Raw genomic sequence first — 14,688 nt, 5'->3', positions numbered from 1 at the left:
GGTGGGCTAAACCTAGCACTGACTTCAGGGTCAGGCAACTTCACAAGGCATCTCAATGTATCGCAGGCAAAAAAATGCCCCGCAGCTTTCACTGCAGGGCATTTTTTTACAACGTTGAAGCAGTAAAGACCGGGGTTACTACACGCCCGAAGCCTTGGCTGCTGCTACGTCCTTGATGGACAGCTTGATACGGCCGCGGTTGTCCACGTCCAGTACCAGTACTTCCACTTCCTGGCCTTCTTTGAGGATGTCGGTCACTTTCTCTACGCGAGCGTCGCTCAGCATGGAGATGTGAACCAGACCGTCCTTGCCTGGCAGGATGTTGACGAATGCGCCGAAGTCGACGATGCGCTCAACCTTACCAACGTAGATCTTGCCGATCTCGGCTTCTGCGGTGATACCCAGAACGCGCTGACGTGCTGCTTCAGCCGCTTCCTTGGTTTCGCCGAAGATCTTGATCGAACCGTCGTCTTCGATGTCGATCGAAGCCTTGGTTTCTTCGCAGATCGCACGGATGGTCGCGCCGCCTTTACCGATGACATCACGGATCTTGTCGGTGTCGATCTTCATCGCGATCATGGTCGGAGCGTTGGCCGACAGTTCGGTACGCGACTGGCCAATGATCTGGTTCATCTGACCGAGGATGTTCAGGCGCGCTTCCAGGGCTTGGCCCAGAGCGATCTCCATGATTTCTTCGGTGATGCCTTTGATCTTGATGTCCATCTGCAGCGCGGTCACGCCTTTGGCGGTACCGGCTACCTTGAAGTCCATGTCGCCCAGGTGGTCTTCGTCACCCAGGATGTCGGTCAGAACAGCGAATTTCTCGCCTTCTTTAACCAGGCCCATGGCGATACCGGCAACCGGTGCCTTCATTGGAACGCCAGCGTCCATCAGGGCCAGGGAAGCGCCGCAAACCGAAGCCATGGAGCTCGAACCGTTGGACTCGGTAATTTCCGATACTACGCGGATGGTGTACGGGAACACGTCAGCGGCTGGCAGCATGGCCGAAACCGAACGACGGGCCAGACGGCCGTGACCGATTTCGCGACGACCAGCACCACCCATGCGACCACACTCGCCCACCGAGAACGGAGGGAAGTTGTAGTGCAGCATGAACGGGTCTTTTTTCTCGCCTTCCAGGGTGTCCAGCAGCTGTGCGTCACGGGCAGTACCCAGAGTCGCGACTACCAGTGCCTGGGTTTCACCACGGGTGAACAGCGCCGAACCGTGAGTCTTCGGCAGAACGCCGACTTCGATGTTCAGCGGACGTACGGTCTTGGTGTCGCGACCGTCGATACGTGGCTTGCCGTTAACGATGTTTTCGCGAACGGTGCGGTATTCGATTTCGCCGAAAGCCGCTTTGACGTCGGAAGCCGAAGGTTGGCCTTCTTCACCGGACAGCTTGGCAACGACCTGATCCTTCAGCTCGCCCAGGCGAGCGTAACGGTCGGCCTTGACGGTGATGGTGTAAGCCTGGGAGATCGCTTCGCCGAACTCGGCACGGATAGCGCCCAGCAGCTCGGTGGCTTCTGGAGCAGGAGCCCAGGTCCAGGTTGGCTTGGCAGCTTCGGCAGCCAGTTCTTTAACGGCGTTGATCACAACCTGGAACTCGTCGTGAGCAAACAGTACCGCGCCCAGCATCTGGTCTTCGGTCAGCTCTTTGGCTTCCGATTCAACCATCAACACAGCGTCCGAAGTACCGGCAACAACCATGTCCAGGCTCGAAGCAGCTTGCTGCTCGTAAGTCGGGTTCAGCAGGTAACCGGTGCTTTCGTGGAAGGCAACGCGGGCAGCGCCGATCGGGCCATCGAAAGGAATGCCGGAGATGGCCAGGGCAGCCGAGGTACCGATCATCGCAGCGATGTCCGGATCGGTCTTCTTGCTGGTGGAAACGACGGTGCAGACAACCTGCACTTCGTTCATGAAGCCTTCAGGGAACAGCGGACGGATCGGACGATCGATCAGTCGGGAAGTCAGGGTTTCTTTCTCGGAAGGACGGCCTTCGCGCTTGAAGAAACCGCCAGGGATCTTACCGGCAGCGTAAGTCTTTTCCTGGTAGTGAACAGACAGAGGGAAGAAGCCCTTGCCTGGATCAGCTTGCTTGGCACCCACTACGGTCACCAGAACGGTGACGTCGTCGTCAACGGTGACCAATACTGCGCCGGAGGCCTGACGGGCGATACGGCCAGTCTCGAGGGTAACGGTCGACTGACCGAACTGGAATTTTTTGATTACCGGGTTCACGGTGTCCTACCTTCTTTGTGGCTCTTGGGGGAACTGGTTTCTTGCGAAATTCTTGGGCAACGCCGGGAATCGGCCCGACGGGTTGTCCTGGGTGTTACTTGGGCAAAGCAGGTATCCAGATAAAACTTGAGGCTGGGAGCCCGCCGTGCGCCGGCGGAAAATCCACTGACGCACGACAGACAACCAACCTCTAGCGCAATCGCTTATTAGCGACGCAGACCCAGGCGAGCGATCAGAGCGCTGTAACGGCTCACGTCCTTGCCTTTCAGGTAGTCCAGCAGCTTGCGACGCTGGTTAACCATGCGGATCAGACCACGACGGGAGTGGTGATCTTTACCGTTGGCCTTGAAGTGACCTTGCAGTTTGTTGATGTTGGCGGTCAGCAGTGCAACTTGCACTTCTGGCGAACCAGTGTCACCAACAGCTTGCTGGTAGTCAGCTACGATTTGAGCTTTTTCTTGAACGTCGAGAGCCATGAGGCAATCCTTTTATCAGGAAACTGTTTCAGAAAAACAGCTTCAACAGGCCAGGGACAAATCCCTGTATCTAAAAATGAGTAGTGACCGTGCCTGTTAACAGCCACCCTCGTCCGGTCATTCTGACCGAATCAGTCGACGAGGCGCGATACGCCCGTCTTCGCTCACTTCACCGATACCGATGAAGCGACCATTGTGATCCTGTACCCGTACCATGCCGAACTTCGGTGCATCCGGGGCACGAACCGGCTGGCCGTTGAGCCAGTAGAACGCGCTCGCTTCCGAGAACTGAAGCAGTGGCCAGTCCAGCAGCCCGCTGTCCGATGGCATCAGGAAGCGATCGACCGCTTCGTTGCCGCCTTCGGCGTGTACCGCTTCAAGCTCTTCGAGGGTCACTGTCTGCGCCAGGGTGAATGGCCCGGCCTGGGTCCGTCGCAGTTCCGCAACGTACGCACCACAACCGAGTTGCTCACCAATATCCTCCACCAGGGTACGGATATAGGTGCCTTTGCTGCAATCCACCGCCAGCCGCGCAGTATCACCTTCGAAGGCCAGCAAATCCAAGCGCGTAATAGTAACAGAACGCGGTTCGCGCTCCACTACTTCGCCAGCACGCGCCAGCTTGTACAGCGGCTGGCCATCACGCTTGAGTGCCGAGTACATCGGCGGTATCTGACTGATTTGCCCACGAAATTTCGGCAGGACTGCTTCAATGTCGGCGCGACCAACGGTCACCGGACGCTCCTGCAAAACTTCGCCCTCGGCATCCGCCGTGGTCGTGGTCTTGCCCAATTGCGCCAGGGTTTCGTACCCCTTGTCGGAATCGAGCAGGTATTGCGAGAACTTGGTGGCTTCGCCGAAGCACAGCGGCAAGACGCCGGAGGCCAGCGGGTCGAGACTGCCGGTGTGCCCGGCTTTCTCGGCGTTGAGCAACCAGCGCACCTTCTGCAAGGCCGCGTTGGAGGTAAACCCCAGCGGCTTGTCGAGCAGGATGATGCCGCTGACGTTACGACGGATACGTTTGACCTGAGCCACCGATTACTCCTTGGTGTCTTCGGGTTCAGCAGCAACCACGTGCTGATTGTCCTCAGCTACCGCGCGCTCGATGAGAGCCGACAGGTGCGCACCACGCACGACGCTTTCGTCGTAGTGGAAATGCAACTGGGGAACGCTGCGCAACTTCATCTCGCGAGCCAGCTGCATACGCAGGAAACCGGCGGCGGAGTTGAGCACCTTGATGCTTTGTGCAATTTCCTCGCTGCTGTCCTGGCCCATCACGGTGATGAAGATCTTCGCGTGACCGACGTCACGACTGACTTGCACAGCGGTAATGGTGACCAGGCCGACGCGCGGGTCTTTGACTTCACGACGGATCAGCTGTGCCAGCTCGCGCTGCATCTGATCGCCGATACGTTGGGTACGGCTGTATTCTTTTGCCATGTCTTGTTACCTGTTACTGCCCCACGGCGAAACCCGTGTGGTCTGAAAGCGGCAAACGCCCGGCCTGACAGAAGCCAGACCGGGCGTTGCGTTTAGAGTCCGACTGATGCGCCGTGCATTTGCATGCGGCTGGCCATCATGGCTCTTGAAGTGTGCGAGTTAGAGGCTGCGAGCAACCTGAACCTTCTCGAAGACTTCGATCTTGTCACCGACTTTAACGTCGTTGTAGCTCTTCACGCCGATACCGCATTCCATGCCGGCACGTACTTCGGAGGCGTCATCCTTGAAGCGGCGCAGGGATTCCAGCTCGCCTTCGAAGATAACGATGTCTTCACGCAGTACACGGATTGGACGGTTACGGTGAACGACACCTTCGATAACCATGCAACCGGCGATCGCGCCAAACTTCGGCGAACGGAACACGTCACGCACTTCGGCCACACCGAGGATGTTCTCGCGAACGTCGCTGCCAAGCATACCGGTCAGGGCTTTCTTGACGTCTTCGATGATGTCGTAGATCACGTTGTAGTAACGCATATCCAGACCTTCCTGCTCGACGATCTTGCGCGCGCCGGCATCGGCACGCACGTTGAAGCCGAACAGTACAGCGTTGGAAGCCAGCGCCAGGTTGGCATCGGATTCGGTGATACCACCGACGCCGCCACCGACCACACGCACTTGCACTTCGTCGTTGCCCAGGCCATTCAAGGCACCGTTCAACGCTTCCAACGAACCACGGACGTCGGATTTGAGGACGATGTTGAGCGTCTTCTTCTCTTCCTGACCCATGCTTTCGAAGATGTTTTCCAGCTTGCCGGCGTGAGCACGGGCCAACTTGACTTCGCGGAACTTGCCTTGACGGAACAGAGCCACTTCACGGGCTTTCTTCTCGTCGGCAACCACGCTCATCTCGTCGCCAGCGTCTGGCGTACCGTCCAGGCCGAGGATCTCGACAGGGATGGCCGGACCGGCTTCCTTGATTGGCTTGCCGTTCTCGTCGAGCATGGCGCGAACGCGGCCATAGTTCGAACCGACCAGGACCATGTCGCCTTGACGCAGAGTACCGTCCTGAACCAGAACGGTCGCCACCGGGCCACGGCCCTTGTCCAGACGGGACTCGACGACAACACCACGGCCAGGAGCCGATGGGGTAGCGGTCAGTTCCAGGACTTCGGCTTGCAGCAGTACGGCTTCGAGCAGTTCGTCAACACCGGTACCCATCTTCGCGGAGACTGGTACGAATGGCGTGTCACCACCCCACTCTTCCGAGGTCACGCCGTGTACCGACAGTTCGCTACGGATGCGATCGAGGTCAGCACCTGGCTTGTCGATCTTGTTCACCGCGACAACCAGCGGAACGCCAGCAGCCTGGGCGTGCTGAACAGCTTCGATGGTTTGCGGCATCACGCCGTCGTCTGCTGCAACCACGAGGATCACGATGTCGGTTGCCTTGGCACCACGGGCACGCATGGCGGTAAACGCGGCGTGACCAGGGGTGTCGAGGAACGTCACCATGCCACGGTCGGTTTCAACGTGGTAGGCGCCGATGTGCTGGGTGATACCACCGGCTTCGCCAGCAGCCACCTTGGCACGACGGATGTAGTCGAGCAGGGAAGTCTTACCGTGGTCAACGTGGCCCATTACGGTCACGACTGGCGCACGGGCAACAGCCTCGCCTTCAAACTTCAGGGACTCGGCCAGGGAATCTTCCAGGGCGGTGTCGCTGACCAGGGTCACTTTGTGGCCCAGCTCTTCAGCAACCAACTGGGCAGTTTCCTGATCCAGAACCTGGTTGATGGTGGCTGGAGTGCCCAGCTTGAACATGAACTTGATGATCTCAGCAGCCTTGACCGACATCTGCTGGGCGAGATCACCCACAGTGATGGTCTCGCCGATCTTCACTTCGCGCACGACAGGGCCGGTTGGGCTCTGGAAACCGTGGGCGTTGCGCTTCTTCAGCTTCGCCTTGCCGCGACCACCACGACGGAAGCCATCGCTTTCTTCGTCGGTAGTACGTGGGGCAACGCGAGGCGCTGGCGCCTTTTCCTTGACCGAAGCACGATGCGGAGCGTTTTTGCGCTCGCCATCGCCGCCACCGCGACGATTGTTGTCGTCGGCACGTGGCTTGTCCGGGCGACGCTGTTCGTCACGCTTGCGAGTGTCTGCGGCAGGAGCCGGAGCAGCCGCGACAACCGGGGCGCTTTCACGCACTGGCTCGGCGACCACAGCAGGCGCTGCAACAGGTTCGGCTGGAGCGGTCGGCGCAGCAGCAGGCTGGCGACGCGCTTCTTCTTCGGCGCGACGCTTGGCTTCTTCTTCAGCCTTCTGACGAGCAGCATTTTCTACTGCGCGACGTTCATCCAGTTCACGCTTGCGCTCGGCTTCGATTTCTTCCGGGCTGCGTTGTACGAAGACTTTCTTCTTGCGTACTTCAACGCTGATGCTTTTGCTGCCAGCAACACGCAGGGTGCTGGTGGTTTTACGCTGCAGCGTAATCTTGCGTGGTTCTTCCACTTTCGCCTTGTGGCTGCTTTTCAAGTGAGTCAGCAACGATTGCTTCTCACTGTCAGTCACATGTTCTTCGGCGGCGGTGTGCGGCAGACCTGCCTCACGCATCTGCTGCAACAGGCGCTCTACCGGTGTTTTGACCTCATCGGCCAGTTGTTTCACCGTGACTTGCGTCATGCACTTCTCTCCTCAGGCCGCGCCTAATTACTCGAACCAGTGGGCTCGGGCGGCCATGATCAACTTGCCGGCACGATCATCGTCAATGCCGTCGATGTCGAGCAGGTCGTCAATAGACTGCTCGGCCAGGTCTTCGCGGGTAATTACGCCGCGCACCGCCAGTTCCATCGCCAAATCCTTGTCCATACCCTCAAGCGAGAGCAGGTCTTCGGCCGGATGGGCGTCTGCCAGCTTTTCCTCAGTAGCGATGGCTTTGGTCAACAAGCGATCCTTGGCACGAGCGCGAAGCTCGTTGACGATGTCTTCGTCAAAGCCGTCGATGTTGAGCATTTCTTCCAACGGTACGTAGGCAATCTCTTCCAGGCTGGTGAAGCCTTCATCAACCAGCACCTGAGCCAGTTCTTCGTCGACTTCCAGCTCGTCGATGAAGTTGCGCAGGATGTCACCGGTTTCTGCTTGCTGCTTAGCCTGGATGTCCGATTCGGTCATCACGTTCAGGGTCCAGCCAGTCAACTGGCTGGCCAGACGCACGTTCTGACCACCGCGACCGATGGCCTGAGCCAGATTGTCTGCGCCAACGGCGATGTCCATTGCATGGGCATCTTCGTCAACGATAATTGCCGCAACCTCGGCCGGGGACATGGCGTTGATCACGAATTGAGCCGGGTTGTCGTCCCACAGGACGATGTCCACACGCTCACCGCCCAACTCACCGGACACTGCCTGGACGCGCGAACCGCGCATACCGATGCAAGCGCCCTGCGGGTCAATGCGTTTGTCCTTGGAACGGACGGCGATCTTGGCGCGCGAACCCGGATCACGGGACGCAGCCATCACTTCGATCAGGCCTTCGGCAATTTCCGGCACTTCAATGCGGAACAGCTCGATCAGCATTTCCGGCGCGGTACGCGACAGGATCAACTGCGGGCCGCGGTTCTCGGTGCGGATTTCCTTGAGCAGCGCACGCAGACGCACGCCAACACGGAAGGTTTCGCGAGAAATGATGTCTTCGCGAGCGAGCAACGCTTCGGCGTTGTTGCCCAGGTCGACGATCACGTTATCGCGGGTCACTTTTTTCACGGTGCCGGAGATGATTTCACCCAGGCGTTCGCGATAAGCGTCAACAACCTGGGCGCGCTCGGCTTCGCGGACCTTCTGCACGATGACCTGCTTGGCAGTCTGCGCAGCGATACGGCCGAATTCGATCGACTCGATTTTCTCTTCGACAACGTCACCGACCTTGGCGCCCGGATGCGTTTCAGCAACCTTGCTCGGCCAGGTTTCGATAGCCGGATCGTCCAGATCGTCTTCTTCGACGACCGTCCAGCGACGGAAAGTCTCGTAAGCACCGGTGTGGCGATTGATTTCCACACGCAGATCAACTTCGTCCTCGAAACGCTTTTTGGTAGCAGTGGCCAGAGCCAGCTCCAGCGCTTCAAAAATAACGTTTGCCGGTACACCCTTTTCGTTGGATACCGACTCAACAACCAGCAGTACTTCTTTGCTCATCGTACGCCTCGCCTTTCGCAAGCCATTGGATCCGCGGGATCCGCGTCTCAGTCAAAACTGGGAATAATGTTGGCCTTGTCGATCATATCGATCGGCAACAGGAACTCATGGTCTTCCACCTGCACCACGACGTCCTGCTCTTCTACACCGCGCAGAAGGCCCTGAAAGTTGCGTCGACCTTCAAAAGGCGAGCGCAGCTTGATCTTCACTTGTTCACCGGCAAATTTTGCAAACTGCTCAAGAGTGAACAGTGGGCGTTCCATGCCAGGCGAGGAAACTTCAAGGGTATATTCAACGGAGATCGGATCTTCAACATCCAGGACACCGCTGATCTGACGGCTGACAATGGCGCAATCGTCCACCAGCACACCGCCCTCTTTATCGATATAAACGCGCAACATCGAGTGACGACCCTGGGCCGAAAACTCAATACCCCAGCATTCATAGCCTAGGGCCACGACCACCGGGGCCAGCAAGGCCTGCAACTCTTCTAGCTTGCTCGACACCTGAACCCCCTAGTGCATGTATGTGCATGCTATGCAAAATAAAAAAATGGGCGAATCGCCCATCCTTGAAACGCCGTCGAACAGCGGCGTTGAAAGTGTCCAGCTAACAAAAAGCCCCTTAAAAGGGGCTCCTTAAACTGGTTGCGGGGGCCGGATTTGAACCGACGACCTTCGGGTTATGAGCCCGACGAGCTACCAGACTGCTCCACCCCGCGACAAAGCTGGGGCGGAAGTATACGACCGATCCCCTACAGGGTCAATGTAACCTTCCACCTGCAAGAAAGCCCGCAACAGCGGGCTCTCCTGACTAATTGGTACCGAGAAGGGGACTCGAACCCCTACACCCTATGGGCACAACCACCTCAAGGTTGCGTGTCTACCAATTCCACCACCTCGGCAATACTACGTTTGAAACCCTTCTTACTTCTGCTCTTGAGCTGGAGGTACGTCAGTCGCTGGAGTAGCCGACTTTTGCTCTTGAAGCACCGGGACATCATCAGAAGCCGGTTGTTGCTTTGGCACTTCCAACACTGCTGGATTTGGGAGACCTACTTGAGTCAGCTGGTGAGCCTTCTCTTTAGCAAAGTAACCTAACCCCAAGCTGGTTATGAAGAAACCTGCGGCAAGTATAGCAGTAAACTTACTAAGAAAGGTAGAGGAACCTTGGCTTCCGAACACAGTATTTGAAGCACCTGCTCCGAAAGACGCGCCAGCGTCCGCACCCTTACCCTGCTGCAGCAAAACCAGAGCTACTACGCCCAATGCACCCAGCAGATGAAAAACGACTACGACTGTTTCCAGCATTTTTTCAGTTTCCCGCGGCGCGAATGATCGCACCGAACTCATCTGCATTCAGGGAAGCCCCACCAATGAGGCCCCCATCGATATCCGGCATGCCGAACAGTTCGACCGCATTGGCCGCCTTCACGCTGCCGCCGTATAGAAGCCGCACACCTTGCGCGACTTCAGAATTCTTTGCCGCCAACTGCGCGCGAATGGCTGCGTGCACATCCTGCGCCTGTTGCGGCGAAGCCGTCAGCCCGGTGCCAATGGCCCAGACCGGCTCGTAGGCGATTACCGCCCTTGCAAACACTTCAACACCCAGTTCATCGATGATGCTGCCCACCTGACGCGAGACAACCTCAAGGGTTTTTCCGGCTTCGCGCTCTTCCAGGGTTTCCCCTACGCACAACACCGGAGTCAAACCACTTGCCTGTGCCGCCGCGAACTTGCGAATCAGCACCGCGTCCTGCTCACCCATAATCTGGCGGCGTTCGGAGTGCCCGACAAGTACCAGGGAACAACCTGCATCCACCAACTGACTCGGAGCAATTTCACCGGTCAATGCGCCTTGCATGGATTCCATCGCAGCGTTCTGCGCGCCGACCGAAATCGACTTGCCTTGCAGACCATCAATCACTTGATTGATGAACAGGCTAGGCGGGAATACCGCTACATCAACATCGCTTGGCAGGGCCAAATGACGTAGGCCATCGATCAGCTCAGCGACGCTGGCGCGGGTACCGTGCATCTTCCAGTTACCAGCTACCATAGGGCGACGCATGCTGTACCTCGTCGGTCAAAGTGGGCGCAGATGTTACCCAACACAATCATGGCTGGCAAGCCGAATTCAGGCAGAAACTTCAGTAACCAGTTTTGCCAGCTCTTCGGCGTAACCACGCACGAGGGTTTCATCCTCACCTTCGACCATCACACGCACCAGCGGCTCGGTACCGGACTTGCGTAACAGCACCCGTCCACGCCCCGCCATCGCCTGGGTAACGCGCTCGCTGGCTTCCTTGACCGAGGCATGCTCGAGCGGGTTGGCACCGCCGCCGAAACGCACGTTGATCAACACTTGCGGGCACTTGCGCAGCGCCTGCCGGGACTGCGCCAGGCCTTCGTCACGGGTTTTCAGCGCCATCAGCACCTGAAGCGCAGCAATGATCGCATCGCCAGTGGTTGTGTGACTGAAGCACACGACATGCCCTGAGTTTTCACCGCCAACAACCCAGTTGCGTTCAAGCAACTCGGCGATCACATAGCGGTCCCCGACATTGGCACGCACGAAAGGAATTCCCAGGTCGGCCAACGCCAGCTCCAGGCCGAGATTACTCATCAGGGTCCCGACAACGCCCCCTTGCAGCTTGTCTCGTTCGTGCAAGTCGCGAGCAATGATGAACAACAACTCATCGCCATCCACCACCGCACCCGTATGGTCGACCATCTGAACACGGTCACCGTCACCATCGAATGCAATGCCCAGATCGGCATTTTCGGCCACTACCGCGGCCTGCAATGGCCCCATGTGGGTCGAACCGCAATTTTCGTTGATGTTCAGACCATTCGGTTGCGCAGAAAGCACCACGACATCGGCACCCAGCTCGCGAAACACACTCGGCGCGACCTTGTAGGTAGCACCGTGGGCACAGTCGATCACGATCTTCATTCCGGCGAAGCTGGTACCGGTCGGCACGCTGCTCTTGCAGAACTCGATGTAACGCCCCGACGCGTCGTTGATTCGCGAAACCTTGCCGATCTTGCTCGACTCGACCACCGTCATGGGCGTATCAAGCAGCTCCTCGATCATCAGCTCCACTTCGTCAGGCAGCTTGGTGCCCTTGCCGGAAAAGAACTTGATGCCGTTGTCATCGTGTGGATTGTGCGAGGCACTGATCACGATGCCGGCCTCGGCATGGAAGGTGCGGGTCAAATAGGCGATGGCCGGCGTCGGCATCGGGCCGAGCAGCATGACATCGGCGCCCGCCGACGTCAGCCCGGCCTCAAGTGCCGACTCAAACATGTACCCGGAAATCCGGGTGTCCTTGCCCACCAGGACCTTGCAAGCGCCCATCTTGCGGAACGCCATGCCCGCAGCCCAGCCGAGCTTGAGCATGAAATCAGGAGTAATCGGGTATTGACCCACCCGGCCGCGAATGCCGTCGGTACCAAAATATTTTCTAGTCATAAATGCTCCTTGATTCTTATTCGGCTGATTCCACTGCGGCGATCATCCTCACCACATCGACCGTCTCGGCTACATCGTGGACACGTAATATCCGCGCCCCCTTGTGCGAAGCCAGCGCCGCAAGAGCGAGCCCGCCATACAGGCGCTCTCCGACCGGGCGATTCAATGCCTGGCCAATCATGCTCTTGCGCGAAACCCCAACCAATAGAGGTCGCCCGAGCGCACTCAAGGCTTCCATGTGTTTGAACAAGCTTAGATTGTGCTGCAAGGTTTTGGCGAAGCCAAAACCCGGATCGAGAATGATTCGATCAGCCGGAATACCGGCCTGGGCACACTGGATCACGCGCTCGGCGAGAAAATCGCCCACTTCCCGCGTAACGTCCTGGTATTGCGGATTGTCCTGCATATCACCCGGTTCACCGAGCATGTGCATCAGGCACACCGGCAACCCGGTGGCCGCCGCCGCATCCAGGGCGCCATCACGACGCAGCGAACGCACGTCATTGATCAAGCCTGCGCCCAATCGCGCCGTTTCGCGCATGACTGCCGGCGTCGAGGTATCCACCGAGATGATCACATCCAGCTCGCGATTGATGCGTTCGACGATCGGCGCAACCCGCTCCAGCTCTTCCAATGGCGAAACCGCCCTGGCGCCAGGACGCGTGGATTCACCACCGACATCGATCAGCGTCGCACCTGCCGCCACCATGGCTTCGGCGTGACGCATGGCCGCATCAAGCTGGCTGAATTGGCCACCATCGGAGAAGGAATCAGGGGTGACATTAAGAATGCCCATGACATGCGTCTGGGCCAAATCAAGAACCCGGTTGCCGCAAGGCAACCGGGTTGAGGACTGAACAAAAGTCATTTCAAACCTTAAACGTCAGCAGCAGGACCGCCGATCGGGGTTTCCGGACGCTCATCCTGCACCACCGGCGGAGTGCCGGAAGTACCGGTGCCACCCGACCAGTCGCGAGGTTCGCGTGGTGGACGACCGGCCATGATGTCGTCGATCTGCTCAGCATCGATCGTTTCGTACTTCATCAAGGCATCAGCCATAGCGTCGAGCTTGTCGCGGTTATCGGTGAGGATCTGCTTGGCCGTGCCGTAGCACTGATCAATGATGCTGCGCACTTCGGAGTCGATCAGCTTGGCCGTCTCACCGGAGAAGCTTGCATTCTGACCACCACCACCGCGACCGAGGAATACTTCACCCTCTTCTTCGGCGTACATCAGCGGACCGAGCTTCTCCGACAAGCCCCACTTGGTCACCATGTTCCGCGCAATCTGGCTGGCGCGCATGATGTCGTTGGAAGCACCGGTGGTCACACCATCGAAGCCCAGGGTCATCTCTTCCGCAATACGGCCGCCGTACAGCGAGCAGATCTGGCTGATCAGCGCGCGCTTGGACAGGCTGTAGCGATCTTCTTCCGGCAGGAACATGGTGACACCCAACGCACGACCGCGCGGAATGATCGATACCTTGTACACCGGGTCGTGCTCAGGCACGACGCGACCGACAATGGCGTGGCCAGCTTCGTGATAAGCCGTGTTCTGCTTCTCTTTCTCGGACATGACCATGGATTTGCGCTCGGCGCCCATCATGATCTTGTCTTTGGCCAATTCGAACTCTTTCATCTCGACGATGCGCTTGCCGGCACGGGCCGCAAACAACGACGCCTCGTTCACCAGGTTGGCCAGGTCGGCACCGGAGAAGCCAGGGGTACCACGAGCGATAACCGCCGGAGCAACGTCGTCGCCCATTGGCACTTTACGCATGTGCACCTTGAGAATCTGTTCGCGACCGCGAATGTCCGGCAGACCAACCACAACCTGACGGTCGAAACGGCCTGGGCGCAGCAGCGCCGGGTCGAGTACGTCTGGACGGTTGGTGGCGGCGATCACGATGATGCCGTCGTTCATTTCGAAACCGTCCATCTCCACCAGCAACTGGTTGAGGGTCTGCTCACGCTCGTCGTGCCCGCCACCCATGCCGGCGCCACGATGGCGACCGACGGCGTCGATTTCGTCGATAAAGATGATGCACGGCGCGTGTTTCTTCGCCTGCTCGAACATGTCGCGAACACGGCTGGCACCGACACCAACAAACATTTCAACGAAGTCGGAGCCGGAAATGGTGAAGAAAGGAACCTTGGCTTCGCCAGCGATGGCTTTGGCCAGCAGGGTTTTACCGGTACCCGGTGGACCGACCATCAGTACACCACGAGGAATGCGGCCACCCAGGCGCTGGAACTTGCCCGGATCACGCAGGAACTCGACCAGCTCGCCGACTTCTTCCTTGGCCTCGTCGCAACCTGCAACGTCAGCCAGGGTGGTTTTCACCTGATCTTCGGACAGCAGGCGCGCCTTGCTCTTGCCGAAACTCATCGGCCCGCCCTTGCCGCCTGCCCCGCCCTGCATCTGCCGCATGAAGAACATGAACACTGCGATGATCACCAGGATCGGGAAGCTCGCGACCAGGAGTTGGGTCCAGATGCTTTGCTGCTCAGGCTGCTTGCCCTCGACGACCACATGGTTGTCCACCAGGTCGCCGATCAGGCCATTGTCCTGGATTGCCGGACGAATGGTCTTGAAGCTGTCGCCATCGTTGCGCTTGCCGGTAATCACGTAGCCATCAACCGCCACGCGCTCGACCTTGCCATCCTTGACCTGCTGGATGAAGTCGGAATAGTTGAGGGTCTGCGGCTCGTTAGGGCTGGAGAAGTTGTTCATCACCGTCACGAGGACAGCCGCGATGATCAACCAAAGGATCAAATTCTTTGCCATATCGTTCAATTAACTACCCTCTGAAGCAAGCTCCGCTACTGGCGCGCGCTTCGCATGATATTCACCGGCCTAA

The 14,688-nt window shown here is 58.3% G+C and carries 12 protein-coding genes and 2 tRNA genes; all 14 read right to left on the bottom strand.

Features of this window, described 5'->3' with window-relative positions:
- Nucleotides 1-138: 138 nt before the first annotated feature.
- Entirely contained in the window at nucleotides 139-2,244 is a 2,106-nt protein-coding gene (pnp, locus tag EIY72_RS21015; RefSeq protein ID WP_093226788.1) for a polyribonucleotide nucleotidyltransferase, read from the bottom strand.
- Nucleotides 2,245-2,450: 206 nt separating this feature from the next.
- On the bottom strand, nucleotides 2,451-2,720 hold the full coding sequence (rpsO, locus tag EIY72_RS21010) for a 30S ribosomal protein S15 (protein WP_011332409.1): 270 nt from the start codon (nucleotides 2,718-2,720) through the stop codon (nucleotides 2,451-2,453).
- A gap of 117 nt (nucleotides 2,721-2,837) precedes the next feature.
- Nucleotides 2,838-3,755: a tRNA pseudouridine(55) synthase TruB gene (truB, locus tag EIY72_RS21005; RefSeq protein ID WP_093226789.1), complete on the bottom strand. Its 918-nt coding sequence runs from the start codon at nucleotides 3,753-3,755 to the stop codon at nucleotides 2,838-2,840.
- Between the two features lie 3 nt (nucleotides 3,756-3,758).
- Nucleotides 3,759-4,160, bottom strand: coding sequence for a 30S ribosome-binding factor RbfA (rbfA, locus tag EIY72_RS21000; protein WP_093226790.1), 402 nt, complete (start codon nucleotides 4,158-4,160; stop codon nucleotides 3,759-3,761).
- Between the two features lie 159 nt (nucleotides 4,161-4,319).
- Entirely contained in the window at nucleotides 4,320-6,845 is a 2,526-nt protein-coding gene (gene infB / locus EIY72_RS20995; protein ID WP_093226791.1) for a translation initiation factor IF-2, read from the bottom strand.
- 27 nt (nucleotides 6,846-6,872) lie between these two features.
- Nucleotides 6,873-8,354 carry a transcription termination factor NusA gene (gene nusA / locus EIY72_RS20990; RefSeq protein ID WP_093226792.1) on the bottom strand — a complete coding sequence of 494 codons (1,482 nt, stop codon included), beginning with the start codon at nucleotides 8,352-8,354 and terminating at the stop codon, nucleotides 6,873-6,875.
- 47 nt (nucleotides 8,355-8,401) lie between these two features.
- Complete coding sequence (rimP, locus tag EIY72_RS20985) at nucleotides 8,402-8,860, bottom strand: ribosome maturation factor RimP (protein ID WP_007973115.1); 459 nt, start codon at nucleotides 8,858-8,860, stop codon at nucleotides 8,402-8,404.
- Nucleotides 8,861-8,998: 138 nt separating this feature from the next.
- Nucleotides 8,999-9,075, bottom strand: a tRNA-Met gene (locus tag EIY72_RS20980).
- Between the two features lie 97 nt (nucleotides 9,076-9,172).
- Nucleotides 9,173-9,258, bottom strand: a tRNA-Leu gene (locus EIY72_RS20975).
- Nucleotides 9,259-9,280: 22 nt separating this feature from the next.
- Nucleotides 9,281-9,664, bottom strand: coding sequence for a preprotein translocase subunit SecG (secG, locus tag EIY72_RS20970; protein WP_017336473.1), 384 nt, complete (start codon nucleotides 9,662-9,664; stop codon nucleotides 9,281-9,283).
- Nucleotides 9,665-9,668: 4 nt separating this feature from the next.
- Entirely contained in the window at nucleotides 9,669-10,424 is a 756-nt protein-coding gene (tpiA, locus tag EIY72_RS20965) for a triose-phosphate isomerase (RefSeq protein ID WP_093226793.1), read from the bottom strand.
- Between the two features lie 66 nt (nucleotides 10,425-10,490).
- The gene (gene glmM, locus EIY72_RS20960) at nucleotides 10,491-11,828 is read right to left on the bottom strand and encodes a phosphoglucosamine mutase (protein WP_093226794.1); all 1,338 of its coding nucleotides are present in this window, start codon (nucleotides 11,826-11,828) and stop codon (nucleotides 10,491-10,493) included.
- Nucleotides 11,829-11,844: 16 nt separating this feature from the next.
- Nucleotides 11,845-12,696, bottom strand: a complete 852-nt coding sequence (gene folP, locus EIY72_RS20955; protein WP_093226795.1) for a dihydropteroate synthase — start codon at nucleotides 12,694-12,696, stop codon at nucleotides 11,845-11,847.
- 8 nt (nucleotides 12,697-12,704) lie between these two features.
- A complete protein-coding gene (ftsH, locus tag EIY72_RS20950; protein WP_093226796.1) occupies nucleotides 12,705-14,615 on the bottom strand; it encodes an ATP-dependent zinc metalloprotease FtsH in 1,911 nt (636 codons plus the stop codon).
- Nucleotides 14,616-14,688 lie beyond the last annotated feature (73 nt).

The sequence above is a fragment of the Pseudomonas vancouverensis genome, assembly GCF_004348895.1.
GTDB classification, from domain to species: Bacteria; Pseudomonadota; Gammaproteobacteria; order Pseudomonadales; family Pseudomonadaceae; genus Aquipseudomonas; species Aquipseudomonas vancouverensis.
Note: the sequence above shows the minus strand (reverse complement) of the source record. Positions and strands in the feature narration are given on the sequence as shown.

Coding starts and splice junctions, on each gene's coding strand:
- rpsO (WP_011332409.1), bottom strand. CDS start 2,720: ATGGCTCTCGACGTTCAAGAAAAAGCTCAAATCGTAGCTGACTACCAG.
- tpiA (WP_093226793.1), bottom strand. CDS start 10,424: ATGCGTCGCCCTATGGTAGCTGGTAACTGGAAGATGCACGGTACCCGC.
- infB (WP_093226791.1), bottom strand. CDS start 6,845: ATGACGCAAGTCACGGTGAAACAACTGGCCGATGAGGTCAAAACACCG.
- secG (WP_017336473.1), bottom strand. CDS start 9,664: ATGCTGGAAACAGTCGTAGTCGTTTTTCATCTGCTGGGTGCATTGGGC.
- glmM (WP_093226794.1), bottom strand. CDS start 11,828: ATGACTAGAAAATATTTTGGTACCGACGGCATTCGCGGCCGGGTGGGT.
- ftsH (WP_093226796.1), bottom strand. CDS start 14,615: ATGGCAAAGAATTTGATCCTTTGGTTGATCATCGCGGCTGTCCTCGTG.
- rbfA (WP_093226790.1), bottom strand. CDS start 4,160: ATGGCAAAAGAATACAGCCGTACCCAACGTATCGGCGATCAGATGCAG.
- nusA (WP_093226792.1), bottom strand. CDS start 8,354: ATGAGCAAAGAAGTACTGCTGGTTGTTGAGTCGGTATCCAACGAAAAG.
- folP (WP_093226795.1), bottom strand. CDS start 12,696: ATGACTTTTGTTCAGTCCTCAACCCGGTTGCCTTGCGGCAACCGGGTT.